Here is a 23263-nt window from a genome sequence, read left to right on the forward strand (position 1 = left end):
CCCGGCGTCAGCCGGGTTGTCTTGGGGCTCCGCCCCAAACCCCGCGCCTCAAACGCCGGCGAGGCTGGATATCGCCAGGCGGCGCCGACAAGGCCGGAGGTTGCCCCAGGGCGCAGGCGGGGCCGGGAAGTTGCGCCCGGGCACAGGCGGGGCCGGGAAGTTGCGCCCCGGGCGCAGGCGGGGCCGGGAAGTTGGGCCCCGGGCGGCGGCGAGGCCAGGAGTTGGCGGGGCGCACGACGCCGGCCCCCCAGGCCGGGGGCTGAAGGGTTAGGCCGGGGTCAGGGCGCGGAGCGGCCAGGTGCCGTCGATTTCGGCGTCCTCCGTGCCCTGCCGGCGCAAGTACGTCTGGAAGTCCGCCGCCCAGCGCGCGTACCAGCCGATCTGGCGCTCGTGCAGGTCGCGCGGCGACAGCATGGCGACCTTCGGGTGCCGGACGGCTATCGCCCGGGCCACCTCCACCGCGGCCAGCGCGTCCGCCCCCGCGTCGTGCGCGTCCGAGAGCACCACCCCGTACTCCCGGCAGGCGGCCTCCAGCGTGCGCTTGCCCCGCCGGTAGCGGTCCACCGCCCGGTCGATGGTGAGCGGGTCGACCACCGGCCCGGTACCGGCGCCGGCCGTCCCCGTGCGGTCGGCGAGCGCGGGCAGCCCGTGCCGGCGCAGCTCCGCCGAAAGCAGCGTGAGGTCGAAGGCGGCGTTGTATGCCACCACCGGTATCCCCCGGTCCCACAGGCCGGCCAGGGTGGCGGCGACCTCGTCGGCGACCTCGGCCGCCGGGCGGCCGTCCGCGACGGCCCGTTCCGTACTGATCCCGTGAATGGCGGCGGCCTGTTCCGGGATGGCGATCCCGGGATCCGCCAGCCACAGGGTGCGCCGGACCACCGCGCCCCCCGGGTCCACCTCGACGACCGCCGCCGTCACGATCCGCGCCTCGCGCGGCTCCGTACCCGTGGTCTCCAGGTCGAAGCCGGCCAGTACTCCCCCGTGCCAGTCCCCCACAGCGCCCCTCCCCGTTCGTTCTCCAGGGGATTCAGCCTGCCATGGGCCACTGACACTCCCGCGACCGGGCACTCGACCGAGCGGCTCGGCCGGTCACTCGGCCGGGCATCCGGCGGGGCACTCGGCCGGCCCGCGACCGGGCCCGACACCTGCACGCCCCCGTGCCCGACCCCGGCACCCACCGGCACCCGGCCCGGCACCGCCCCGCCCCGCGACCCCGCTCAGGACACCGGCCGGGAGTCCTGCCACACCGATTCGAATTCCTCCCGGTAGGTCGTGAAGAGCCCGTGGTCGGCGTCCTTGGGCACGCCCCGGCCGCCGCCGCGCAGTACCAGTACGGGCGCCTCCATGCCGCGGGCCCGCCGGAGGTAGGACTGCACGACGGCTATCCCGCCGCCCGGGGACTCGCCGTCCACCAGGTAGGCGGTGAAGCGCGGCGTCTCGTCGAAGACGTGGATCGCGAAGGCCGAGGGGTCGGCCAGCCGGGCCCGGACCCGGCGCACGTGCAGGATGTTCATCTCGACCGAGCGGCTCAGTTCGCCCTTGCGCAGCCCCAGCTCCCGCTCGCGCCGCTTGACGGCGCTGCTGGCCGGGTTGAGGAACAGCAGCCGCACCCGGCAGCCCGCCTCGGCGAGCCGGACCAGCCGGCGGCCCGAGTAGTTCTGGACCAGCAGGTTCAGGCCTATGCCGATGGCGTCGAGCCGCCGGGCCCCGCCGAACAGGTCCTCGGCCGGCAGCTGCCGCTGGAGCCGTACCCGGTCCGGGTGGACCGAGACGACGTCGGCGTACCGGTCTCCGACCAGGTCCTCCACCGCGTCGATCGGCAGCCGCTCCGCCGACGGGCTGCCCGCACCGCCGCCGAGTACCTCCAGCAGCCGCGCCGAGGCCCGTTCCGCCTGGGCCAGCACGACCTGGGACAGCGCCCGGTTGCGGGAGACCACGTTGCGGGTGACCTCCAGCTCGTCCAGGGCCAGCTCCACCTCGCGCCGGTCGTCGAAGTACGGCTCGAAGCACGGCCAGTGCTGGACCATCAGCTCCCGCAGCTGCGGCAGGGTCAGGAAGCTGAGCACGTTGTCGTCGGCGGGGTCGAGCAGGTAGCCCTTGCGGCGGCTGACCTCGCGCACCGCGACGGCCCGCTGCACCCACTCCTGTCCGGCCGGGCCGGCCGCGGCCACCACCCAGTCGTCCTCGCCGTGCACCGGCTCGTAGATCGGCCGGAGCACCGCCCCGACCACGGCCCGCAACCGCTGTTCGATCAGATTGAGCCAGATGTACGCGCGCCCGGCGCGCTGCGCGCGGGTGCGGACCTCGCTCCAGGCGTCCGCGCTCCAGTCCAGTTCGGCCCCGGCCCGTACGGCGTCGGCGACCGGCGGCTGGGCCAAGGACACCGCCCCCGCCGCGACGTCCGCCGGACCGCCCTCGTGACCGCCGTCACCAGGGGGTAGCTCCAGCCCTCCCGAGCTCACCCGTGCACCGCCTCCTGCTCCCTGGCTGGACGCCCTTCTCCAGTGATCAAGGAAGGGTACTCCGCGAGCGGGAGGCGGTGCAGCCGGATGGCCCGTACGGTTCACCAACTCACTTAGTTGGGACGCCCGTTCTGACCGGCGAGGGCCGGCGGAGTGAGCGGATTCATAGCGGTGACGTCACGCGGGCTGAGCTGGAAGCCCTGCCAGTGCACCGGCATCGGCTGCTGGTCCTCGTCGCGGGCGACGTGGTGGAAGCCGATGTTGACCCACGCGATGGGGTGCTTGAGCGCCTCGCCGTTGACCCAGTCGTCCACGTTCTTGCCGACGCCGACACCGCAGTTGCGCAGGTTGTGGGTGGCGAACTGCTCGCACGCCTTGTACTCGGTGAAGTACACGTCGTGCTGGGTGTACGAGCGCCCCGGGTACTTCGAGGACGCGCCCGGCACGATCTCGTAGCTGCGGGCGTGGCCGTCCTTGTTCTTGCCGGTGGCGCTGACCATCCGCCACCAGCGCATGGCCTCCGAGTCGCCCGCGAGTTCCTTGGTGACGGGGGTCCGCCGGGTCACCGTCTTCGGGGTGGAGCCGTCCGCGCTGGGGGTCACCTCGGAGTCGTACTGCTCGACGGTGCCGTTCGGCGAGCCGTCCAGGGCGAAGTTCAGCCGCCAGAAGACGTTGTGGCTGTGGCTGGTCGCGTAGGCCTTGGCGCCGTTGCCGATGGGCCAGCCGCGGCCGTCGCCCGCGTCGTAGTCGGCCGGTGAGAGGCTGCCGGTCGCGCCGACGTTGGCGTTGATCATCCCGTCGGCCTGGAAGCGCCACTCGGTGATGTACTCGTACCAGCCGACCTTGTTCACCGTGTAGACGAGCAGGTCCTTGCCCTGCTCCTGCCACACCTGGCCGGGGGCCTCGCCGGCCATCCGGTAGGCGTGGCCGCGGGCCCGGGTGGTGGTGCACAGGCCCTTGACTTCCTGCTGGCTCTGGTCCCAGGTGTTGGTGACCTTCACCGTCTTGATGGTGCCGCCGGGGCACTCGTCGGGGACCATGCCCTGGAGCCCGCCGCCGAAGCCGGCACCGGTCAGGTCGTCGTACTCGGCGCGCCCGTCGTCGTAGGGGACGTGGATCTGGCCGAGCTTGGCGGAGGTGAGCACCTTGATCGGCGCGGCCTCGCCCTTGGGCTGGTACGAGATCTGGTCGAGGACCAGGCCGGCCTCGCTCTCGTAGCGCCAGCACATCCGCCAGGTGGTGCCGCCGGCCAGGGTCTGCTGGATCCGGTACGCCTCACTGCAGTCGGGGGCGGGGGCGGGGGCCTGGGGCGCCCGGGGGGCGGCCGCGGTGGCCGGGCCGGCGGCCGCGGTGGCGCCACCGAGCAGGGCCGAGACGGCCAGGGCCACGGCGGCCCGGCGGCGGGCCCCGTGGGAACGGTTCACGTGCATGTGGAGAGACTCCTGTGGGCAGGAAGGGCAGAAGATCCGGGCTGCGGGGAGGGCGCAGGGAGCGTCAGAGCTTGTGGACGGTGCGGGCGCTGAGGTCGACGATCAGCGAGCGGACGTCGATCCACGGCCCGTTCTTCACCTTCAGGAAGAGCCGGGCGCAGCGGTGCCGGCCGCATTCCTTGAGGGCGGCGGGTCCCGGGTTCTCGGCGTCGACGCGGTAGATCATGGCGTTCTGCAGGGCCAGCTGCTCGGGCTTGGTGAGCTTCTTGCCGGTGGCGTCGCGGTAGTCCTTGCGCAGTCCGTCGCCCTGCGGGGCGGCGATGAGCAGCTTGACCGCCTCGACGGCCTCCTCGCGCGCGATGGGCGGCTGGACGCCCTTCTGGACGTCGGTGGACTCGACCTTGCCGGTGTCGAGGTTGACGACGGCGGTGCGCAGCGAGTCGGTCTTGTAGTCGTACGAGGTGAGCTGGGCGCGCCGGGGCGCGCCCGCCTTGCGGAGGTCCTCGGGGCGCAGTTCGGCGAGGTCGGTGGTGAGCCACTGCGGCCCCTTGCCGCCGCGGGCGTTCTCGGCGGCCATGCCGGCCGGGCCGAGGACGAGCCGCTTGACGCGGTCGAGCTCGGCATCGGTCAGCGGGTCTCGGCCGAAGCCCTTCTCCCCCTGGGCGGGCGCCGCCTCGACGGTGCCCGGGTGCGCGTCGGCCTGTGCGCTGCGGCCGGAGCCGCCGGCCGCGTCGGCCGCCCCCGCGGCCGCGCTGCCGTTCCGCCCGTCCTGGCCGCCGCCGGCGGCGTCGGCGGACCCCGGCAGGGTGACTCCGATCATCACGGCCGTGCCGGTGACCGCGATGGCCGCGCCTGCCAGCACTTTCCCCAGATGGCGGCGTAGTGTTATGTGCACATTTCCCCCTTACATGCATACCTGGTATGCGTGGTCACCCGGTAGGACGGTCCCAAGTCCCCACGGGTTGCCCCGCTTTCGGGGAAGATCTGGCGAAGGAAAAGACCCAGATGCCGGATCAGGAGTGGAAGAGTCACGTCTATGCAGGTCTGGCCGGGACAGGCGTACCCCCTCGGCGCCACTTACGACGGCGCTGGCACGAATTTCGCGGTCTACTCCGAGGCCGCCCGACGGATCGAACTCTGCCTGCTGCACGACGACGGCTCGGAGACCGCCGTCGAACTGCGCGAGACGGACGCGTTCGTGCGGCACGCCTACCTGCCCGGGATCATGCCCGGGCAGCGGTACGGCTTCCGCGTGCACGGCCCGTACGCCCCCGAGCGCGGGCAGCGCTGCAACGCGGCGAAGCTGCTGCTCGACCCGTACGCGCGGGCGATCAGCGGGAGCATCGCGTGGGGCGAGGAGGTGTACGGGTACCACTTCGGCAGGCCGGACTCCCGCAACGACCTGGACTCCGCCCCGCACACCATGAGCTCGGTGGTGGTCAACCCGTACTTCGACTGGGCCAACGACCGGCCGCCGCGCACCGAGTACCACCACACGGTGCTGTACGAGGCGCACGTCAAGGGGCTCACGATGCGCCATCCGGAGCTTCCGGAGGAGCTGCGGGGCACCTACGCGGCGCTGGCCCACCCGGCGGTGATCGGGCACCTGACCAAGCTCGGGGTGACGGCCCTGGAGCTGATGCCGGTGCACCAGTTCGTCAACGACCACCGGCTGGTGGACGACGGGCTGAGCAACTACTGGGGCTACAACACCATCGGCTTCTTCGCCCCGCACAACCGCTACGCCTCGGGCGACCGCGGCCAGCAGGTGCTGGAGTTCAAGTCGGCGGTGCGGGCGCTGCACGAGGCGGGCATCGAGGTGATCCTCGACGTGGTCTACAACCACACCGCCGAGGGCAACCACCTGGGGCCCACGCTCTCCTTCCGGGGCCTGGACAACGCCTCGTACTACCGGCTGTCCGAGGACCGCCGGTACTACACCGACACCACGGGCACCGGGAACTCGCTGCTGATGCGTTCCCCGCACGTCCTCCAGCTGATCATGGACTCGCTGCGCTACTGGGTCACCGAGATGCACGTGGACGGATTCCGCTTCGACCTGGCGGCGACCCTGGCCCGACAGTTCCACGAGGTGGACCGGCTGAGCTCGTTCTTCGACCTGGTGCAGCAGGATCCGGTGGTCAGCCAGGTGAAGCTGATCGCCGAGCCGTGGGACCTGGGCGAGGGCGGCTACCAGGTGGGGAACTTCCCGCCGCTGTGGACCGAGTGGAACGGCAAGTACCGCGACACCGTACGGGACCTGTGGCGCGGCCAGCCCCGCACGCTCGCCGAGTTCGCGGGCCGGCTGACGGGCTCCTCGGACCTGTACCAGGACGACGGCCGGCGCCCGCTGGCCTCGGTGAACTTCACGACCTGCCACGACGGCTTCACCCTGCACGACCTGGTGTCGTACGACGAGAAGCACAACGAGGCGAACCGGGAGGGAAACCGGGACGGGGAGACGCACAACCGGTCCTGGAACTGCGGGGCCGAGGGGCCGACCGGCGATCCGGAGATCCTGGAGCTGCGGGAGCGCCAGATGCGCAACTTCACGGCCACGCTGATGCTGTCGCAGGGCGTGCCGATGCTCAGCCACGGAGACGAGTTCGCCCGCACCCAGGGCGGCAACAACAACGCGTACTGCCAGGACAACGAGGTCGCGTGGGTGCAGTGGCCGGAGCCCGGCAAGCCGGCCCCGGCACTGCTGGAGTTCACCCGGCAGATGGTGTGGCTGCGGCGCAACCACCCGGTGTTCCGGCGCCGGCGGTTCTTCCACGGCCGTCCGGTGGAGGGCACGCACGACGAGCTGTCGGACATCGCCTGGTTCACTCCGGCGGGCGAGGAGATGCGGGCCCGGGACTGGCAGGCGCAGCACGCCCGGGCGCTGACGGTGTTCCTGAACGGGGAGGCGATCTCGGAGCCGGGGGTGCGCGGGGAGCGGATCACCGACGACTCGTTCCTGCTGATGTTCAACGCGAGCGCCGATCCGCTGGCGTTCACGGTGCCGCCGGGCCACGGGCGGCAGTGGCAGCTGGTGGTCGACACGGCGCGGGCGGAGGTGCCGGCACCCGGCACCGGCCCGCAACTGGCGGCCGGCGACCGGGTGACGCTGACGGGGCGGAGCCTGGTGGTGCTTCAGCGGCCCGCGTAGGCGGCCTCCTCGGTGCCGGGCCCGGCGTCGGGTCCGTTGCCGGGGCCGTTGCCGGAGGCGTTGCCGGGGCCGTGGCCGGAGCCGGAAGCGGGTCCGGTGGCAGGTGCGGTGCCGGGGCCCGTGCCGTCCGCGGCGGGTGCCGGGAGGTGGACGCGGTGGGTGTGGGCGCGACCGGCCGGGACCCGCGTGAACAGGGCGAGGCACAGGCACAGCGCGGCCGCCGCCACCGCCACCAGGAACGCGCCGGGCGGCCCGTACCACTCGGCGAGCCGCCCGGCGAGGGCGAGTGCGAGGGCCTGGCCGGCCACCAGGGAGCTGGCCGCGAAGGCCATGGACTCGGCCAGCCGGGCCGGTTCCACGGCCCGTTCGGTCAGCGCGAAGGCGGTGATCAGGTGCGGGGCGTACGCGGCGCCCAGCACGGTCACGACGGCGTACAGGCTCCACAGGCCGTCGGTGAAGAGCAGCGGTACGGACAGGACGAGCGCGGCGGCCGTCGCGGCCCGCCAGCGCAGCCGCAGCCCGATCCGGGCGGGCACCGCGCCCATCGCCAGCCCGACGGCCGCGCTGACCACGCCCATCGCGGCGTACACGAGCCCGGCCTGGCCCGGCACGCCGAGCCGGTCGGTGAGCGCGGCGATGCCGGCCTGGCAGGCACCGAACATCGCGCCCTGGAGCCCGAGCGAGCCCCGGACGGCGTACACCACCCGCGGGTGCCGGCGGCCCCGGCGGGCACCCCGGTCGCGGGAGCGCGGGGCCGCGGCGGCGCCGGCCGTGACACCGGCGCTCGGGTGCAGCGCGAAGGCGCTGCCGAACACGGCGACCAGGGCGGCCGCGCCGCCGAGGGCCACTGCCGGATGGGCGACGAGGGCGGCCAGGCCCACGAGCGCCGGCCCGAAGACGAAGGAGATCTCGTCGAGGGTGCCCTCCAGCGAATGGACGGCTCCCACCACGGACTCGTCGGCCTCCGCCCGGTGGGCGAGCTTCACGGCGCGGGTACGGGCGAGCGGGCCGATGAGCGGCACGGAGGCGCCGGTGACGGCGCCGACGGCGGCGAGCGGGACGGTCCCGAGCCCGGTGAGGGCGCCCGTGACGAGGGCGCCGGTGGCCACCGCGTTCACGGCGGCGGCGGCGAGCACGACGGGGCGCTGGCCGTGGCGGTCGGCGAGCCGGCCCAGTACGGGGCCGCACAGCACCTGTCCGGCGGACAGCGTGCCGCCGACGATCCCCGCGGTCGCGAGCGAGCCGCTGGTCTGCGCCACCAGCAGGACGCTGCCGAACTGGGCCATGGCGACGGGCAGTCGTGCCAGGAAGGACAGGAGCGGAAGTAGGGGCCCGGTCAGGGCGATGACTTTGCGATAGGTGAGGACGGTTCCAACCACTCGAAGAACGCTAACGCGCCGCAGTCACCCGGATGCACTGGGCAATGGCACGGAATCCCGGCAGCTGGGTACGTACGTTCTCATGAACCGGGAGTACGCAGACAGGAATCCGACGGACCGTCACCCGACAGCGCCGTACGGCCCGTCGGATCCGCCCACCGCCACCTACCGGCTCCAGCTCCAGCCCGGCTTCCCGTTCGCCGCGGCAGCCCGCGCCGTGCCCTACCTCGCCTCGCTCGGCATCTCCCACCTGCACCTGTCCCCGGTGCTGGAGGCGGTGCCGGGGTCCTCGCACGGATACGACGTGGTCGACCACACACGGGTACGGGAGGAACTCGGCGGGGAGGCCGGACTGCGCGCCCTGGCCCGCACGGCCCGCGCGCACGGGCTGGGCCTGGTCCTCGACATCGTGCCCAACCACATGGCCCTGCCGGTCCCGGAACGGCTCAGCCGGCCGCTGTGGGAGGTGCTGCGGGACGGCCCGCACTCCCCGTACGCCCGCTGGTTCGACATCGACTGGGAGGGCGGCGGCGGGCGGCTGCTGCTGCCCGTGCTCCAGGGGCCGCTGTCCGGGGAGCTGGACCGGCTGGCGGTGGCCGCCGACACGGGCCTGCTGCGGTACGGGGACCACGAGTTCCCGCTGCGCCCGGGGACGGCCGGGCTGCCGCTGCCCGAGCTGCTCGCCGCGCAGTGGTACCGGCTGGGGTGGTGGCGCCTGGCCCGCAGCGAACTCAACTACCGGCGCTTCTTCACCATCTCCGAGCTGATGGGGGTGCGCGTCGAGGACCCGGAGGTCTTCGACGCCACCCACGGCAAGGTGCTGGAACTGGTCCGGGACGGGGTCGCGGCCGGTCTGCGGGTCGACCACCCGGACGGGCTCGCGGATCCGGCCGCGTACCTGACCCGGCTGGCGGAGCGCACCGGCGGCTGCTGGACGGTCGTGGAGAAGATCCTGTCGGCGCGGGAGCGGCTGCCGGCCGGCTGGCCGGTGGCCGGCACCACCGGCTACGACGCGCTGTACCGGCTGGACGGGCTGTTCACCGACCCGGCCGGGGCGCTCGCGCTGGACCGGCTGCACCGGGAGTTCACCGGGGCGGGGCCGGACGCGGGCGGCGAGTGGCCGGCGACCGCCCGGCGGGCCGGGTCCGAGGTGGCCGCTCACGACCTGGCCGCCGAGACGGCCGCGCTGGTCCGGCTGGCCGCACCGGAGGGCAGCACCCACGACCACGCGCCCTGGGCGCTGCGGACCGCGGTGCGCGAACTGCTGCTCGCGCTGCCCGTGTACCGCCCCTACCCCGGCCCGGACGCGGCCCCGGTACTGACCCCCGAGGCGGTACGGGCGGCCCGCGCGGCCTTCGCCGTACCGGCCGAGGCGGCGGCCGTGGACCACGTACGGGACCTCGCGCTGGGCGGGGACCCCGCCTTCGCGGCCCGGTTCGCGCAGACCGCGGCGGCGCTGCGCGCCAAGTCGCTGGAGGACCGGGCCTTCTACCGGTACGCGCCGCTGCTGTCCGCCACGGAGGTCGGCGGCGACCCGGGGCGGCCCTCGGTGTCACCGGAGGAGTTCCACGCCCACTGCGCCCGGATGGCCGCGGACTGGCCGCTGGGCGGCACCGTGCTGTCCACCCACGACACCAAGCGGAGCGCCGACGTCCGGGCCTGGGTCTCGGTCCTGTCCCAGCTGCCGGAACGCTGGCGGGAGTTCCTCGACTCGGTCCCGGCCGGACCGGACCCGCAGCTCGTCTGGACGGCCTGGCAGACGGCCCTGGGCCTGGGCACCGTGGACCGCGAGCGGCTGACGGCGGCCCTCCTCAAAGCGGCCCGGGAGGCCGGACTGCGCACCGGCTGGACCGAACCGGACGAGGCGTACGAGGCGGCGCTGGCGCGGTACGTGGCCGGGATGCCGGCCGGGGGCGCGGCCGGGCTCGCCGACGAGCTGGCCCCGCACGCCCGGGTGAACGCGCTGGGCGCGACGCTGCTCCAGCTGACCATGCCGGGGGTGCCGGAGGTCTACCAGGGCTGCGAGGCGGAGTACCGCGCCCTCGTCGACCCGGACAACCGCGCCCCGTTCCGCCGGCCGCCCGCCGACGAGAAGACCGCTCTCACCCGCGCGGCCCTCCACCTCCGCCGCACCCGTCCGGAGCTGTTCGCGCCGCGGGCGGTGACGGGCCCCGACGCCTTCGGCGCGGCCGGGTCTGCGGTCGGGGCGGAACCCGATGCCTTCGGTGCCGCCGGGGCGTACGAGCCGGTGGAGGTGCGGGGGCCGGCGGCCGAGCACTGCGTGGCGTTCGTACGGGGCGGCGGCGCGCTCACGGCCGTCACCCGGCTGTCGGTCCGCCTGGCGGCGGCGGGCGGCTGGCACGACACGGCGCTGCGGCTCCCGCCGGGGCGCTGGGCCCCGGTGCTCCCGGGGGCGGGCGCCGCGATCCTGGAAGGCCCGGCCTGGACCCCACTGCGGACGTTGCTCGCCGCCTCGCCGGTCGCCCTGCTCGCCCGCGCCGCGCCCTGACCCGCGGGGCGGGTCGCCGCGCCGTCGCGGCGGCCCACCCCGGCCTTGCCGACGCCCTGGGGCGCAATTCCCAGCCTCGCCGGCGTTTGAGGCGCGGGGTTTGGGGCGGAGCCCCAAGCAACCCGGCTGACGCCGGGCACCGGGCCCTGCCCGGACCCGCTCCTCAAGCGCCGGAGAGGCTGAGAGGTGCGACGGGTTTGCCGGGGCTCCGCCCGGACCCGCTCCTCAAACGCCGGAGGGGCTGGAGCGTGCGACGGGTCGCCGGGGCCCCGCCCGGACCCGCTCCTCAAACGCCGGAGGGGCTGGAGCGTGCGACGGGTCGCCGGGGCCCCGCCCGGACCCGCTCCTCAAGCGCCGGAGGGGCTGGAGCGTGCGGCGGGGCGGCCGGTCGGTGGGAACCGGGGCGGGGACGGAGCAGTACCGGGTGCGTGCGGCGGGCAGCACAACGGGGTGACCCTTTCCCGCGACCTCCGCTACCCCACCCCGCACGAACTCGCCCTGACCGCCCGGGCACTCGCCGACGCCCATCCCGACCTGCTCCGGCTACGCCAAGCCGGCACCTCCCGCGCGGGCCGCCCCCTGTGGGTCCTGTCCGCCGGCACCGCGCCCGCCGCCGGCGACACCCGGAACACCTCCACCGGCACCACCTCCGTCGCACACCACACCCACGACGTCCTCGTCGTGGCCGGCGCCCACGCCAACGAACCCGTCGGCGGCCCCACCGCCCTCCACCTGGCCCGCCAGGTCGTCCGCGATCCAGCCCTGCGCACCGCTTCCACCTGGCACTTCCTCCTGTGCGCCGACCCGGACGGCGCGGCCCTGCACCGCACCCCCCGCCCGTACACGCTCCTCGACTACCACCGGAACTTCTTCCGCCCGCCCGGCCCGGAACAACCCGAGTGGGCCCCCTCTTTACTGCCTCCCGACCGGCTGCCGCCCGAGACCCGGGCGCTGACCCGGCTGATCGACGAGGTGCGGCCCGCCCTCCAGGTGTCGCTGCACGGCACGGACCTCGGCGGCAGCTGGGTGCAGCTCACCCGGGACCTGCCCGGCCTCGCGGAACCGTTCGGGAAGTCCGCCGCCGAGCTGCGGATCCCGCTGGAGACGAGCGCCTCGGACGCGGCGGGCTGGCCCTCCCCCGGGCCCGGCGTCTTCGTGATGCCGGAGCCGGGCGGGGACGGCGCGGGGCTCTTCCACCCGGAGGACACCCGGCTGAGCACCTGGTACCACGCCCACCGCTACGGCGGGACCACCGCCATCGTGGAGGTCCCGATGTGGGCGAGCGACCTGGTGGACGACCCGGCCCCGCACCCCGACCCGCGGCACGCGCTGCGGGTGCTGGCCCGCCGGCTGGCCGAGGAGGCCGGTCAGGTGGCCGCGGTGCTGGGGCGGGTGCGTCCTGAGCTGCCGGCGGACGCGCCGCAGGCCCCGCTGCTGCGGGCGGTCGACTGGACCCTCGCGCTGATCCCGCGGATCGTCGGGGAGTGGCGTACGGCGGGTCCGGCCGAGGCCGGCGCCGCGTACATCGGTTCCATCGACGCGTTCGCGCGCCGGCTGGTGCTGCGGGCCGCCGCGATGCTGCTCCGGGTGCTGCGGGCCGCCGGGCACCGGGCCGCGCCGGCGCTGGAGCGGCTGCTGGCGGGCTGGTGCGAGGCGTTCGCGGCCCGCTTCGGGGCCCGCTGGGTGCCGGTCGCCACGCAGGTGGAACACCAGGCGCGGACCGTGGTGGCCGCCTACCGGCTGCTGCCCGCGGTCAGCGGGTGAGACCGGGTACGGGAAGGGAGTAACGCCGCTTGGCCTTGGCCCCCGCGCCGAGCCGGTCGTAGAAACGGATCGCCCCTTCGTTCCAGTCGGGGGTCTGCCACTGCACCTCGGCGAGGTCGAGGTCGCGCGCCAGGTCGGACACGGCCGACATCAGCAGCGTGCCGAGTCCGTGGCCGCGCGCGCCCTCGGCGAGGTACAGGCAGTCCATGTGGAGGTAGTCGCGGGCCTCCCAGAAGGCGAACTCGGTGGCGCAGGCGGCGTATCCGACGAGCTGCCCGGCGGGGTCGGCGGCCACCAGGATCCACAGCCGCGCCTGCCGGTCCGGCCCGAACAGCAAGGGGTGCAGCCGTTCGGCGAGCCCCTCGGGCCGCAGGTCCGACTTCTCGTACGCGATGTGCTCACGCATCAGCTCGACGACACGCGGCAGATCCTCAGGACGGACGACCCGCACGGCGGGCCCTTGCAACGACTGCTCACTCATGCCCGCCATCTTCCGCCCCCACCCCCAACCCCCGACAACCACCCCGACCGACAGCGGGCGGCCCGCGGCCGTCAGGTGGCGGAGAGGCGGAAGGACATGCGGCCGAAGCCGACCTGGTCGCCGTCGCGGACCACGGCGGAGCCGGTGACGCGGCGGCCGTTGACGGTGGTGCCGTTGGTCGAGCCGAGGTCGCGCAGCACCCACTGGCCGCCCTGGAGGCTCAGTTCGGCGTGCGCCCGGGAGACCGTGTCGTGGGTCAGGCGCAGGCCGTTGCCGGGGTCGCGGCCGATCCGCAGCGGGTGGGGGCCGGGCCGGGGCAGGAGCAGCTTGGGCAGTTTCTCGGCCTGCCAGGCGCGGCGGATCCCCACCGACACCGCGGAGACCCGGCTCACCCAGCCGAACAGGCGGCTGGAGCGCGGGTTTTCGGTGCGGAGGTCGGCGGTGAGGACGGCGAGTTCATCGGACCGGCGGGCCGCGAGGGCGAGTTCCATGCGGCGCAGGAACGTGTCGTGCGAGAGCCTCCCCTGCGCGGCGCCCTCCCGGAGCAGGCCCAGGGCCTGGTCGCGCTCGGCGTCGGAGAGCCGCGGCGCGGGGTGCAGGGGGAATTCGAAACTCGACGTCACCGGGTGATTGTCGGCCCGTCGGGGGCAGAGTGTCCAGAACTCCCGCGCCCGGCCGGTGATGATGGCCACGGCAGGTGAGTCATCGTCCGCGACGAGGAGACCGTCCGTGCAGTTCGAGGTGTGGGCACCACAGGCAGAACGGGTCGTGCTGCGGCTGGGCGAGGCCGCGGACGACGGGGCCGGCGCGGCGCATCCGATGGCCCCCGACCCGGAGCGGGCCGGCTGGTGGTCGGTGGCGGCGGAGGCCACCGACGGCGACCGGTACGGGTTCCGGCTGGACGCGGATCCGGCGGTGCACCCCGACCCGCGGGGCCGCCGGCTGCCGGACGGGCCCGACGGGCTCAGCGCGGTGGTGGACTTCGACCGGTTCGTGTGGTCGGTGCCCGCACCGCGCACGGCGTTGCAGGACGCGGTGCTGTACGAGCTGCACATCGGCACGTTCACCGCGGAGGGCACCTTCGACGCGGCGGCCGCGCTGCTGGGCGAGGTGGCCGCGCTGGGCGTGACGCACGTCGAGCTGATGCCGGTGTGCCCGTTCCCGGGCACGCACGGCTGGGGGTACGACGGGGTGGCGCCGTGGGCGGTGCACGAGCCGTACGGCGGGCCGGCCGGGCTGGCCCGGTTCGTGGACACGGCGCACGAGCACGGGCTGGGGGTCGTCCTGGACGTGGTGCACAACCACCTGGGCCCGTCCGGCAACCACCTGCCCGCCTTCGGCCCGTACTTCACCGACGCCCACCGCACGCCCTGGGGGGCCGCGGTCAACCTCGACGCGCCCGGTTCGGACGAGGTACGGGCGTACCTGATGGGCAGCGCGCTGGCCTGGCTGCGGGACTACCGGATCGACGGGCTGCGGCTGGACGCGGTGCACGCGCTGGCGGACGACCGGGCCCTGACCTTTCTGGAGGAGCTGTCGGCGGCCGTGGACGCGCTGGCCGCCGAGAGCGGCCGGCCGCTGTTCCTGATCGCCGAGTCGGACCGGTGCGACCCGCGGACCACCAGCCCGCGGGCGGCCGGCGGGCTGGGCCTGCACGCCCAGTGGAACGACGACTTCCACCACGCCGTGCACACCGCGCTGACCGGCGAGGACCAGGGCTACTACGCCGATTTCGCGCAGGCGCCGCTGGCGGCCGTCGCCAAGACGATGACCCGGGCGTTCTTCCACGACGGCACGTACTCGACGTTCCGGGGCCGCAGTCACGGCCGCCCGGTGGACCGGCGCCGCACCCCGGCACACCGCTTCCTCGGGTACGCGCAGACCCACGACCAGATCGGCAACCGGGCGCGCGGCGACCGGCTCGCGGCGACGCTGTCCCCCGGCCTGCTGGCCTGCGCGGCGACGCTGGTACTGACCGGGCCGTTCGTGCCGATGCTGTTCATGGGCGAGGAGTGGGGTGCCCGGACGCCCTGGCAGTACTTCACCGACCACCCGGACCCGCAGCTCGCGCAGGCCGTACGGGAGGGACGGCGGCGGGAGTTCGCGGCGCAGGGGTGGTCGGCCGGGGACGTCCCGGACCCGCAGGACCCGGCCACGCGGGAGCGGTCCTGCCTGGACCGGGGCGAGCGAGGGCAGGCCCCGCACGGCCGGCTGCTGGACTGGTACCGCACCCTGATCGGGCTCCGCCGCCACCAGCACGACCTGCGCGACCCGGATCTGGCGGCGGTGAAGGTGGCGTTCGACGAGGAGCGGCGCTGGCTGACGTTTCGTCGGGGCGACGTCAGGGTGGCGCTGAACCTGGCCGGTGAGGCGACGACGATCGCGCTCGGACGGAACGGGGTCCGGGTGCTGGCCGCCTGGGACCCCGTCCAGCCCCCCGACCCTGCGGGCCGCATCCGCCTCCCTCCCGAATCCGCCGTGGTACTCGGCCACTGACCCCACCCGAACGCCCTGACCCCGTCGGCGGCCCGAGGGGCAACCCCTCGCCTCACCGACGCCCGTGGCGGCAACCCCAGCCCCTCCGGCGCTTGAGGAGCGGGCCCGGGCGGAGCCCGGCGACCCTGCGCACCCTTCAGCCTCGCCGACGCCCGTGGGGGCAACCCCAGCCCCTCCGGCGCTTGAGGAGCGGGTCCGGGCGGAGCCCGGTGCCCGGCGTCAGCCGGGTTGCTTGGGGCTCCGCCCCAAACCCCGCGCCTCAAACGCCGGCGAGGCTGAAGATGGCCCGCTCAGGCTGAGGTCCGCCTCGAACGCCGGCGGGGCTGGAGGTTGCACCCAGGGCGTCGGCGAGGCTGACCGGGCTCCGCCCAGGACCGCCTCAAGCGCCGACGAGGTGGGGGTGGGGCGGGAGGAGGACGCGTACGAGGTGGTCGAGCGACGCGCTCGCGTCCGGGGCCGTGCCCGTCGCCCTGGCCGTGGCCAGGGCCGGGGCCGGGGCCGTCGCCCTGGCCGAGGCCGGGGCCGCCCCGGCGTCCGGGCCCCCGTCCGGCCTCGTCATCAGGAGGTGGTGGACGGTGCCGACCAGGGCCAGGGCGACCGTGGCCGTGTCCGTGTCCCCCGCCACCCGCCCCCGCTCCCGCTCCGCGTCCAGATAGCCCCGTACCGCGTCCTCGATCGCCGCGAAGCCCGGCGCCCCCGCCTCCAACGACGCACGCGTGTGCAGCGCCGCCGAGGGCAGGGTCAGGGCCAGCCCGGCGATCCCGGGGGCCACGGAGTCGAGCAGGGCGCCCGCCACCTCGGTGAGGTTGCCCTGGACGGTGCCTTCCCCGACCCGCGCGGGGAGTTCCTCCGCGAGCCGGGCCACGCGGGCGAAGCGGTCGAGGACGAGTTCGGCCACGAAGGCGTCCAGGCCCGCGAAGTGCGTGTGCAGCACGCCCTTGGCGCAGCCGGCCTCCTCGGTGACGGCGCGGCTGGTGAGGGCGGCCGCCCCGGATCGGGCCACCACCCGTTCCGCCGCCGCGAACAGCCGTTCGCGCAGGTCGGGGATGGCCACTCCACGCGGTGACATCAGCAGGCTCCCGGAGAACGGTAGACAGTATGGGCGCGCGCCCATACTGTTTGGGCACGCGCCCATTCTAGACGGAGGCCCGCATGGAACACCGCACCGACCACCGCGGCGAACACCCCGCCAACACCGCGCAGGCCGAAGCCTGGAACGGTTACGAAGGCAGCCACTGGGCCCGCAACCAGCACCGCTGGGACGCCGTGAACGACGGCTTCAACGAGCCGCTGCTCGACGCCGCCGCGCTCGCCCCCGGCCACCGCGTCCTCGACATCGGCTGCGGCGCCGGCCGTACGGCCCGGCTGGCCGCCCGCCGCGTCGGACCCGCCGGGCGGGTCCTCGGCCTGGACCTGTCCGGCCCCATGCTGGAGCGGGCCCGCGAACTGGCCCGCGGGGAGGGCGTCGCCAACGTCGCCTTCGCGCAGGGCGACGCCCAGGTCCACCCGCTCCCGCCGGGCACCTTCGACCGCGCGGTCAGCCGCTACGGCGTGATGTTCTTCGGCGGCCCGCTCGCCGCCTTCGGACACCTCGGTGGCGCCCTGCGCCCCGGCGGCCGGCTGGCCTTCGTGTGCGCGGCCGGGCCCGAGGGCAACGAGTGGCTGGACGCCTTCGCCGCGTTGCGCGGGGTGCTGCCGACCGGCGGCTTCGGCACGCCGGGCGGTCCCGGCATGTTCTCCCTCGCGGACCCCGACGCCACCACAGCGCTGCTCGCGGCGGCGGGCTTCGAGGACATCGCCGTCCGGCCGGTCCGGGCGTACGGGGACTGGGGGCGCACGGCCGAGGACGCGGCAGCCTTCCTGCTGGACTCCGGCCCCGGCCGGCACCTGCTGGCCGACGCCGGTCCCGAGACCGCCACGGAGGCCCTGGCCCGCCTGACCGCAGCCCTGCGCCCGCACGAACGGGACGGCGCGGTCCGCCTCCTCAGCACCTCCTGGCTGACCACCGCAACCCGCCACTAGGACCGCCGCGCGCCGGAGCGGGCGCGCGCCTGCCCGCCTGCCCCCTGCCCACCCGCGACCAGGGCCGGCCGCGCGCCCGAGCGGTGCGCGTGCGCTCCCGGCCCACCGCCACCCGCCGCCGGTACCGCCCCGCCGCCCCGCTAGGGCGCGCCCCCCGTCGTCGGCGGCGCGCCGTCCAGGTCGCGCCCGGTTCCGGCGCCGGCGGGGGTCGGGGCCGGGGCTTCCTCCCACGACAGCTCGTAGTACTTCAGCTGGTCGTCCTCGGCGACCAGCCGCAGCCCGGCCGCCGCCATCACCCGCTGCGAGGCGATGTTGTCGTGGGCGGTGTCGCCGCGCACGCTGCGGATCCCGTGCGCCCTGGCCAGGCCCAGCAGGGCCCGCACCGCCTCGGTGGCGTACCCCTCGCCGCGCACCGAGGGGATCAGTCCGTATCCGATGGTGACGCTGCCGTCGTCGTCGGCCGGTCCGTGGAACCCCAGCCCGCCGATGGCCAGCCCGTCGACGCGGCGGCGTATCTCGTACGCCCCGAAGGGCTGCGGGTCCCCGGTCTCCGCGCAGGTGCTGAGGAAGTTCCGGGCGCCGATCGCGTCGACCTCGGCCGGATAGCCGGGCGCCCAGGCCGCGGCGTCGGCGGGCCCGGGCGCCAGCAGGCGCTCCGCTTCCGCGGCGCTCATCGGATGAAGGACCAGCCGTTCGGTTACCAAGTCATCCATGTGACCGTGACTATCACAGGACCACCCGCCCGGCCTATGAGACGACGGCCGGTTCCCGGGGCGCGTTGGCCGAAGCGGGCGCCCCCGCCGACGGCGACCGTGACGATGTCCTCGATGCGTACGAAGTCGGCCTGGGAGTAGGCGTGTTCGCGCGGCAGCCCGGCCCGCCCGGCATCGGCGGCGGCGCGCACCGCCTGCGCCGCGCGGGCATTCGGCATGATCGCATCGCGCCCGGCCCCCGCCCCGCCCGCCCGGCGCCGCCGCGAGGGCGCCCCACCCGCCCCGTCACGGCGGCGGCCGGGCGGCCGCGCGGAAGCACCCCGCTGATCGGCTATGCTGTGCGTGCACATCGAACGGGTGGTCCGCCGCCCTTCGTGGTGGGTGTAGCTCAGCTGGTAGAGCACCTGGTTGTGGTCCAGGTGGCCGCGGGTTCAAGTCCCGTCACTCACCCTGTTGACCGTGGGGCGTACGAGTTCATCTCGTACGCCCCACGGTCGTTTCCGGACATCCCGACTGGCAGGATCGTCGCCATGTCGCTCACCGGGGACCTGGCACTCGCCCTCTCGGCGCTCCTGGCCTGCGCCGTGTTCGCCGGCACGGTGTGGGCGTGGCCGCGGCTCGCCGGCCGCGGGGCCCGGCCGGTGCTCGGCCGGATCACGCTCCAGCTGTGCCTGACCCTGGCGCTGATCGCGCCGCTCGGGCTGGCGGTGAACTCCTCGTACGGCTTCTACGGCTCGTGGGGCGATCTGCTCGCCCTGGAACGGGACGAGGCGGCCCCGCCGGGCACCGGCCCGGGTCGCGGCGACGGGCTGCGGGTCACCGGGGCGTACCGCTGGCGCCACCGCGGGTCCGCGGATCCGGCGGTGATCGGCCGGATCGACGCGGTCGTCCTGCACGGGCCGCGCAGCGGGCTCACCGCGAAGGCGTACGTGTACCTCCCGCCGGAGTACCTGCGGGCGGCGACGGCGCAGCGGGCCCGGTTCCCCGTCGTGGTCGCGCTCAGCGGTTTCCCGAGCACCACCCGGGTGCTGATCGACCTGTTCGGGTACCCGCAGCGGGCACTGGACGGGGTGCGGGCCGGGCGGATGCGGCCCGCCGTGCTGGTGATGCTGACCCCGACGGTCGCCCCGCCCCGGGACACGGAGTGCGTGGACGTGCCCGGTGGGCCGCAGACGGAGACGTTCTTCGCCGGCGACCTGCCGGAGGCGGTCGCCGCCCACTACGGGCTCACCCGGGATCCGCGCGCCTGGGGCGTGATGGGCAACTCGGTGGGCGGCTACTGCGCGCTGAAGCTGGCGCTGCGCAGGCCGCAGGCCTACCGGGCGGCGGCCGGGCTGTCCGCCTCGTACCGGGCGGCCCACGACCGGGAGACCGGTGACCTGTTCGCCGGCAGCGGGCTGCTGCGGCGCGAGAACGACCTGCTGTGGCGGCTGCGCCGGCTGCCGCAGCCGCCGGTCTCGCTGCTGGTCGCGAGCAGCCGCAAGGGCGAGCACCAGTACCCGGACACCGTGGAGTTCGTGCGCGCCGTGCGACCCCCCGCGCGGGTGTCCTCGATGATCCTGGACAGCGGCGGGCACAACTACGACACGTGGGCGCGCGAGGTGCAGCCGGCCCTGGACTGGCTGGTGGGCCGGCTGCGCACGCCGTGAGCGCCCGGCGGGCTGCGCGGCGGGGCTACGCGGTGAGGAACGCCTCGATCTCGGTGACGAGGGCCACCGGGGTCTCGTGCATCGGGTAGTGGCCGCTGCCGGCCAGGGTGCGGATCTCGACGTTCGGGTACCAGACCTGCCAGGTGGCCTCCATCACCTCGGCCGTCAGCGCGAGGTCGTGGGCGCCGACCAGCACGAGCACCGGCAGGGCGCTGCCCTTGACGGCGGACGACAGGTCGAGGGACTGCCAGCTGGCGAGGTAGCCGGCGAAGGCCTCGGGCCGGGACACGGCCAGGGAGTGCGCGACCATCCGGTCCAGCCAGTGGCGGCTCGCCCGGTTGCCGGTGACCAGGTCGAGGATGGCGTGCCGCTTGGCCGGGTCCTCGGCGGCCCCGAAGAACAGGTCGTGCGTCGCGTCGTCCATCGCGTAGGGCGCGGCCGGCACGGGGGTCAGCCCGACCAGCTTCTCGACCCGCTCGGGGGCCCGGACCAGGACCTGCTGGACGGCCTTGCCGCCCATCGAGTGCCCGACGAGCGAGAACGTGTCCCAGCCGAGCTCGTCGGCGAGGGCGAGGACGTCGTCGGCGATCTCCGGGACGCTGTAGCGGCCGGTCTCCGCCTTGCGGTCGCCGTAGCCCCGGTAGTCGAGGAAGGCGTACGTGAACCTGCCCGGGTCGAGGTAGTCCAGGACGGAACCCCAGTTGGCGGAGGTCCCGAACCAGTCGTGCAGCACGATGACGCGGACCGGCCCCGATCCGACGGTCCGGTGGGCGATGGCCATGCGGTCTCCCTGCGTTCGCCGCCTGCGCGGTGCGCGGTACGGGTGGGCGCGAAAACTGACGCCGTATGGTCTGCCCAGCCGTCCCGCGCTCACACCCGCCGCCGGCACCCCGTACGCGCGCACCGCCCCCGCGGGCTGCCGGTGCGGGGCGGCGCGGGGGCGGTGCGGCGGTGGTGCGGGCCGACCGGCAACACCCCGTCAGGCGACGGGCCGGGCGACGGGGCAACCGGTCAGACGGTCAGACGGTCAGACGGTCAGGATGCCGGGGTCGCTGAGGCCCGCGGCGCCCGTCTCGACCTTGCCGGCGAGCCGGCGCAGGAAGGTGCTGTTCTCGGCGGAGACGACGGTGACGTCGTACCAGTTGCGGGTGGTGCGCAGGTCCATGGCGTGGGTGACCGTGGTCCCGGTGCGGACCGTGAAGGTCTGCGGGGCGCCGCCGTAGGCGTTGGTGACGGTGAGGTGGGCGTCGGCGCTGCCGGCGTTGGTGAAGGTCAGGTCGAGGGTGCCGGTGACCGCGTTGTGGCGGGCGGTGGCCTCGGGTCCGGCGGTCTTGGCGGCGTTGCGGAAGCGGCGCAGGAAGCCGTTGGGTCCGTGCACCGTGAGGTCGGTGACGGTCTTGGAGTAGGAGCTGTTCCAGGAGTCGGAGAGGGTCTTGCCGGCTTCCGTGGTGTAGGTCCAGGGGCCGTCGGTGCGGTTCGGGGCGGTGACGAGGAACTGGGCTCCGGCCGCTACGCCGCCGCTGAAGGTCAGCTGGTACTTGCCGGTGGAGATGTTCGCCGAACCGTCCACGTAGGGCGCGTACTTGAGCGGCCGGGTCGGCTTGGCGCCGGCTTCCTGGCGCGGCATGGTGCCGGTGGCCGGGACGGGCGGCACGTAGTCGGGGTGGCGGGCCTTGTCCGGCGGGTAGTACCCGGCGGTCGGCGGCAGCGCGGCGGGCGCGGTGTCCGTACGGCTGAAGTCGAAGGCGGAGGTCAGGTCGCCGCACACGGCCCGGCGCCACGGGGTGATGTGGGGCTCCTGCACGCCGAAGCGCTGCTCCATGAAGCGGATGATCGAGGTGTGGTCGAAGGTCTCGGAGCAGGTGTAGCCGCCCTTGCTCCAGGGTGAGACGACCAGCATGGGCACCCGCTGGCCGAGGCCGTACGGGCCGGCGACGTAGCCGGTCTTGCCGGGGAAGTAGTCGAGGGTGGTGGCGACCGTCGACAGGCCCTGGGCGGTGCCCGAGGGCACGAACGGCGGGACGACGTGGTCGAAGAAGCCGTCGTTCTCGTCGTACGTGATAAACAGGGCGGTACGGGCCCACACGTCGGGGTTCGACGTCAGCGCGTCGAGCACCTGCGCGATGTACCAGGCGCCGTAGTTCGCCGGCCAGTTGGGGTGCTCGGTGAAGGCCTCGGGGGCGGCGATCCAGGAGACCGACGGGAGCCGGCCGCCCTGCACGTCGGCGCGCAGCTTGTCGAACAGGCCTTCGCCCGCCTTGGCGTTGGTGCCCGTGCGGGCCTTCTCGTACAGGGGGCTGCCGGGCTGGGCGTTGCGGTAGGTGTTGAAGTACAGCAGGGAGTTGTCGCCGTAGTTGCCGCGGTGGGCGTCGTTGATCCAGCCCCACGAACCGGCGGCGTTCAAGCCGTCGCCGATGTCCTGGTAGATCTTCCAGGAGACCCCGGCCGCCTCCAGGCGCTCCGGGTAGGTGGTCCAGCCGTAGCCCGCCTCGGCGTTGTTGAGCACGGGTCCGCCGCCGGTGCCGTCGTTGCCCGTGTACCCGGTCCACATGTAGTAGCGGTTGGGGTCGGTGGAGCCGATGAACGAGCAGTGGTACGCGTCGCAGATGGTGAACGCGTCGGCGAGCGCGTAGTGGAACGGGATGTCCTCGCGGGTCAGGTACGCCATGGTGGTGGCGGTCTTGGCAGGCACCCACTGGTCGTACTTGCCCTTGTTGAAGGCCTTCTGGCCGCCCGCCCAGTCGTGGTTGAGGTCCTGGAGGAACTGCATGCCGAGGTTGTCGGCCGGCGGGCGGAAGGGCAGAACGTCCTTGCTGCCGTTCGACTGGTGCCAGACGGACTTGCCGTTCGGCTGGGTCACCGGCCGGGGGTCGCCGAAGCCGCGGACGCCCTTCAGCGCGCCGAAGTAGTGGTCGAAGGAACGGTTCTCCTGCATCAGGACGACGACGTGCTCGACGTCCTGGAGGGTCCCGGTCGCGCCCTGGGCGGGGATGGCGGCGGCGCGCGCGATGCTGTCGGACAGCATCGTGAGCGCGGCGGCGCCACCGCCGGCCAGCTGGAGGAAACGGCGGCGGTCGAGTTCAGCCATGGGGATGAGACCTCTGCGGGTGAGGGGAAGGCGAGGGGCGGACTCAGAAGAGCGCGTGCGAGGTACCGCCCGGAGACTGCCCCGTGACGCACCGCGGTACGCCAGGCGAACGCCGGACG

Annotated in this window: 18 protein-coding genes and 1 tRNA gene; 7 read left to right on the forward strand and 12 right to left on the reverse strand. The window is 74.5% G+C overall.

Translation table 11 applies throughout. The annotated features are described in order from the left end of the window. Positions 1-267: 267 nt before the first annotated feature. The 4 genes from OG764_RS09685 to OG764_RS09700 all read right to left on the reverse strand — a co-directional run bounded on the left by OG764_RS09685 (position 268) and on the right by OG764_RS09700 (position 4787). A complete protein-coding gene (locus OG764_RS09685) occupies positions 268-996 on the reverse strand; it encodes a 3'-5' exonuclease (RefSeq protein ID WP_328968005.1) in 729 nt (242 codons plus the stop codon). Positions 997-1217: 221 nt separating this feature from the next. Continuing rightward, complete coding sequence (locus tag OG764_RS09690; RefSeq protein WP_328968006.1) at positions 1218-2462, reverse strand: SAV2148 family HEPN domain-containing protein; 1245 nt, start codon at positions 2460-2462, stop codon at positions 1218-1220. A gap of 113 nt (positions 2463-2575) precedes the next feature. Continuing rightward, the gene (locus OG764_RS09695; RefSeq protein WP_328968007.1) at positions 2576-3892 is read right to left on the reverse strand and encodes a copper amine oxidase; all 1317 of its coding nucleotides are present in this window, start codon (positions 3890-3892) and stop codon (positions 2576-2578) included. Between the two features lie 64 nt (positions 3893-3956). Beyond that, on the reverse strand, positions 3957-4787 hold the full coding sequence (locus OG764_RS09700; RefSeq protein WP_328968008.1) for a Tat pathway signal sequence domain protein: 831 nt from the start codon (positions 4785-4787) through the stop codon (positions 3957-3959). A gap of 141 nt (positions 4788-4928) precedes the next feature. Here OG764_RS09700 and glgX point away from each other — a divergent pair, with 141 nt between their 5' ends. Next, on the forward strand, positions 4929-7043 hold the full coding sequence (gene glgX, locus OG764_RS09705; protein WP_328968009.1) for a glycogen debranching protein GlgX: 2115 nt from the start codon (positions 4929-4931) through the stop codon (positions 7041-7043). Here glgX and OG764_RS09710 read toward each other — a convergent pair. Continuing rightward, positions 7028-8422 (reverse strand): MFS transporter, encoded by a 1395-nt coding sequence (locus OG764_RS09710; protein WP_328968010.1) that lies wholly within the window; start codon positions 8420-8422, stop codon positions 7028-7030. The genes glgX and OG764_RS09710 overlap by 16 nt on opposite strands. An 82-nt stretch (positions 8423-8504) precedes the next feature. On the opposite strand from OG764_RS09710, the gene treY reads away from it, so the two are divergent. Further along, complete coding sequence (gene treY, locus OG764_RS09715; RefSeq protein ID WP_328968011.1) at positions 8505-10931, forward strand: malto-oligosyltrehalose synthase; 2427 nt, start codon at positions 8505-8507, stop codon at positions 10929-10931. A 450-nt stretch (positions 10932-11381) separates the two neighbouring features. Continuing rightward, positions 11382-12695: a M14 family zinc carboxypeptidase gene (locus OG764_RS09720; protein ID WP_328968012.1), complete on the forward strand. Its 1314-nt coding sequence runs from the start codon at positions 11382-11384 to the stop codon at positions 12693-12695. Here OG764_RS09720 and OG764_RS09725 read toward each other — a convergent pair. Then, positions 12685-13176, reverse strand: a complete 492-nt coding sequence (locus OG764_RS09725) for a GNAT family N-acetyltransferase (protein WP_328968013.1) — start codon at positions 13174-13176, stop codon at positions 12685-12687. The genes OG764_RS09720 and OG764_RS09725 overlap by 11 nt on opposite strands. Before the next feature lie 71 nt (positions 13177-13247). Continuing rightward, complete coding sequence (locus OG764_RS09730) at positions 13248-13799, reverse strand: DUF1707 and FHA domain-containing protein (RefSeq protein ID WP_328968014.1); 552 nt, start codon at positions 13797-13799, stop codon at positions 13248-13250. Between the two features lie 106 nt (positions 13800-13905). Between OG764_RS09730 and treZ the strand changes: the two genes are divergently transcribed. Continuing rightward, positions 13906-15672: a malto-oligosyltrehalose trehalohydrolase gene (gene treZ / locus OG764_RS09735; protein ID WP_328968015.1), complete on the forward strand. Its 1767-nt coding sequence runs from the start codon at positions 13906-13908 to the stop codon at positions 15670-15672. 379 nt (positions 15673-16051) lie between these two features. Here treZ and OG764_RS09740 read toward each other — a convergent pair whose 3' ends face one another. Beyond that, the gene (locus OG764_RS09740) at positions 16052-16741 is read right to left on the reverse strand and encodes a TetR/AcrR family transcriptional regulator (protein WP_443055878.1); all 690 of its coding nucleotides are present in this window, start codon (positions 16739-16741) and stop codon (positions 16052-16054) included. Between the two features lie 83 nt (positions 16742-16824). On the opposite strand from OG764_RS09740, the gene OG764_RS09745 reads away from it, so the two are divergent. Beyond that, entirely contained in the window at positions 16825-17694 is an 870-nt protein-coding gene (locus OG764_RS09745; RefSeq protein WP_328968016.1) for a class I SAM-dependent methyltransferase, read from the forward strand. Positions 17695-17834: 140 nt separating this feature from the next. On the opposite strand, the gene OG764_RS09750 is transcribed toward OG764_RS09745, so the two are convergent. Then, a complete protein-coding gene (locus OG764_RS09750) occupies positions 17835-18407 on the reverse strand; it encodes a GNAT family N-acetyltransferase (protein WP_328968017.1) in 573 nt (190 codons plus the stop codon). Continuing rightward, positions 18392-18625 (reverse strand): hypothetical protein, encoded by a 234-nt coding sequence (locus tag OG764_RS09755; RefSeq protein WP_328968018.1) that lies wholly within the window; start codon positions 18623-18625, stop codon positions 18392-18394. Before OG764_RS09755 ends, OG764_RS09750 begins: the two co-directional genes overlap by 16 nt. A 159-nt stretch (positions 18626-18784) precedes the next feature. Between OG764_RS09755 and OG764_RS09760 the strand changes: the two genes are divergently transcribed. Then, positions 18785-18857 (forward strand) — tRNA-His (locus OG764_RS09760). Positions 18858-18937: 80 nt separating this feature from the next. Beyond that, entirely contained in the window at positions 18938-20056 is a 1119-nt protein-coding gene (locus OG764_RS09765) for an alpha/beta hydrolase (RefSeq protein ID WP_328968019.1), read from the forward strand. A gap of 25 nt (positions 20057-20081) precedes the next feature. On the opposite strand, the gene OG764_RS09770 is transcribed toward OG764_RS09765, so the two are convergent. Beyond that, entirely contained in the window at positions 20082-20837 is a 756-nt protein-coding gene (locus OG764_RS09770) for an alpha/beta fold hydrolase (RefSeq protein WP_328968020.1), read from the reverse strand. Between the two features lie 246 nt (positions 20838-21083). Further along, complete coding sequence (locus OG764_RS09775) at positions 21084-23144, reverse strand: phosphocholine-specific phospholipase C (protein ID WP_328968021.1); 2061 nt, start codon at positions 23142-23144, stop codon at positions 21084-21086. Between the last annotated feature and the right edge of the window lie 119 nt (positions 23145-23263).

The organism is Streptomyces sp. NBC_00239 (assembly GCF_036194065.1).
Taxonomy (GTDB): domain Bacteria; phylum Actinomycetota; class Actinomycetes; order Streptomycetales; family Streptomycetaceae; genus Streptomyces.

What these genes read in the sequence shown, in the direction of transcription:
- OG764_RS09695 (WP_328968007.1), bottom strand. Translation starts at nt 3,892, where the DNA reads ATGCACGTGAACCGTTCCCACGGGGCCCGCCGCCGGGCCGCCGTGGCC.
- glgX (WP_328968009.1), top strand. Translation starts at nt 4,929, where the DNA reads ATGCAGGTCTGGCCGGGACAGGCGTACCCCCTCGGCGCCACTTACGAC.
- treY (WP_328968011.1), top strand. Translation starts at nt 8,505, where the DNA reads ATGAACCGGGAGTACGCAGACAGGAATCCGACGGACCGTCACCCGACA.
- OG764_RS09725 (WP_328968013.1), bottom strand. Translation starts at nt 13,176, where the DNA reads ATGAGTGAGCAGTCGTTGCAAGGGCCCGCCGTGCGGGTCGTCCGTCCT.
- OG764_RS09740 (WP_443055878.1), bottom strand. Translation starts at nt 16,741, where the DNA reads ATGTCACCGCGTGGAGTGGCCATCCCCGACCTGCGCGAACGGCTGTTC.
- OG764_RS09745 (WP_328968016.1), top strand. Translation starts at nt 16,825, where the DNA reads ATGGAACACCGCACCGACCACCGCGGCGAACACCCCGCCAACACCGCG.
- OG764_RS09750 (WP_328968017.1), bottom strand. Translation starts at nt 18,407, where the DNA reads ATGGATGACTTGGTAACCGAACGGCTGGTCCTTCATCCGATGAGCGCC.
- OG764_RS09755 (WP_328968018.1), bottom strand. Translation starts at nt 18,625, where the DNA reads ATGCCGAATGCCCGCGCGGCGCAGGCGGTGCGCGCCGCCGCCGATGCC.
- OG764_RS09765 (WP_328968019.1), top strand. Translation starts at nt 18,938, where the DNA reads ATGTCGCTCACCGGGGACCTGGCACTCGCCCTCTCGGCGCTCCTGGCC.
- OG764_RS09770 (WP_328968020.1), bottom strand. Translation starts at nt 20,837, where the DNA reads ATGGCCATCGCCCACCGGACCGTCGGATCGGGGCCGGTCCGCGTCATC.
- OG764_RS09775 (WP_328968021.1), bottom strand. Translation starts at nt 23,144, where the DNA reads ATGGCTGAACTCGACCGCCGCCGTTTCCTCCAGCTGGCCGGCGGTGGC.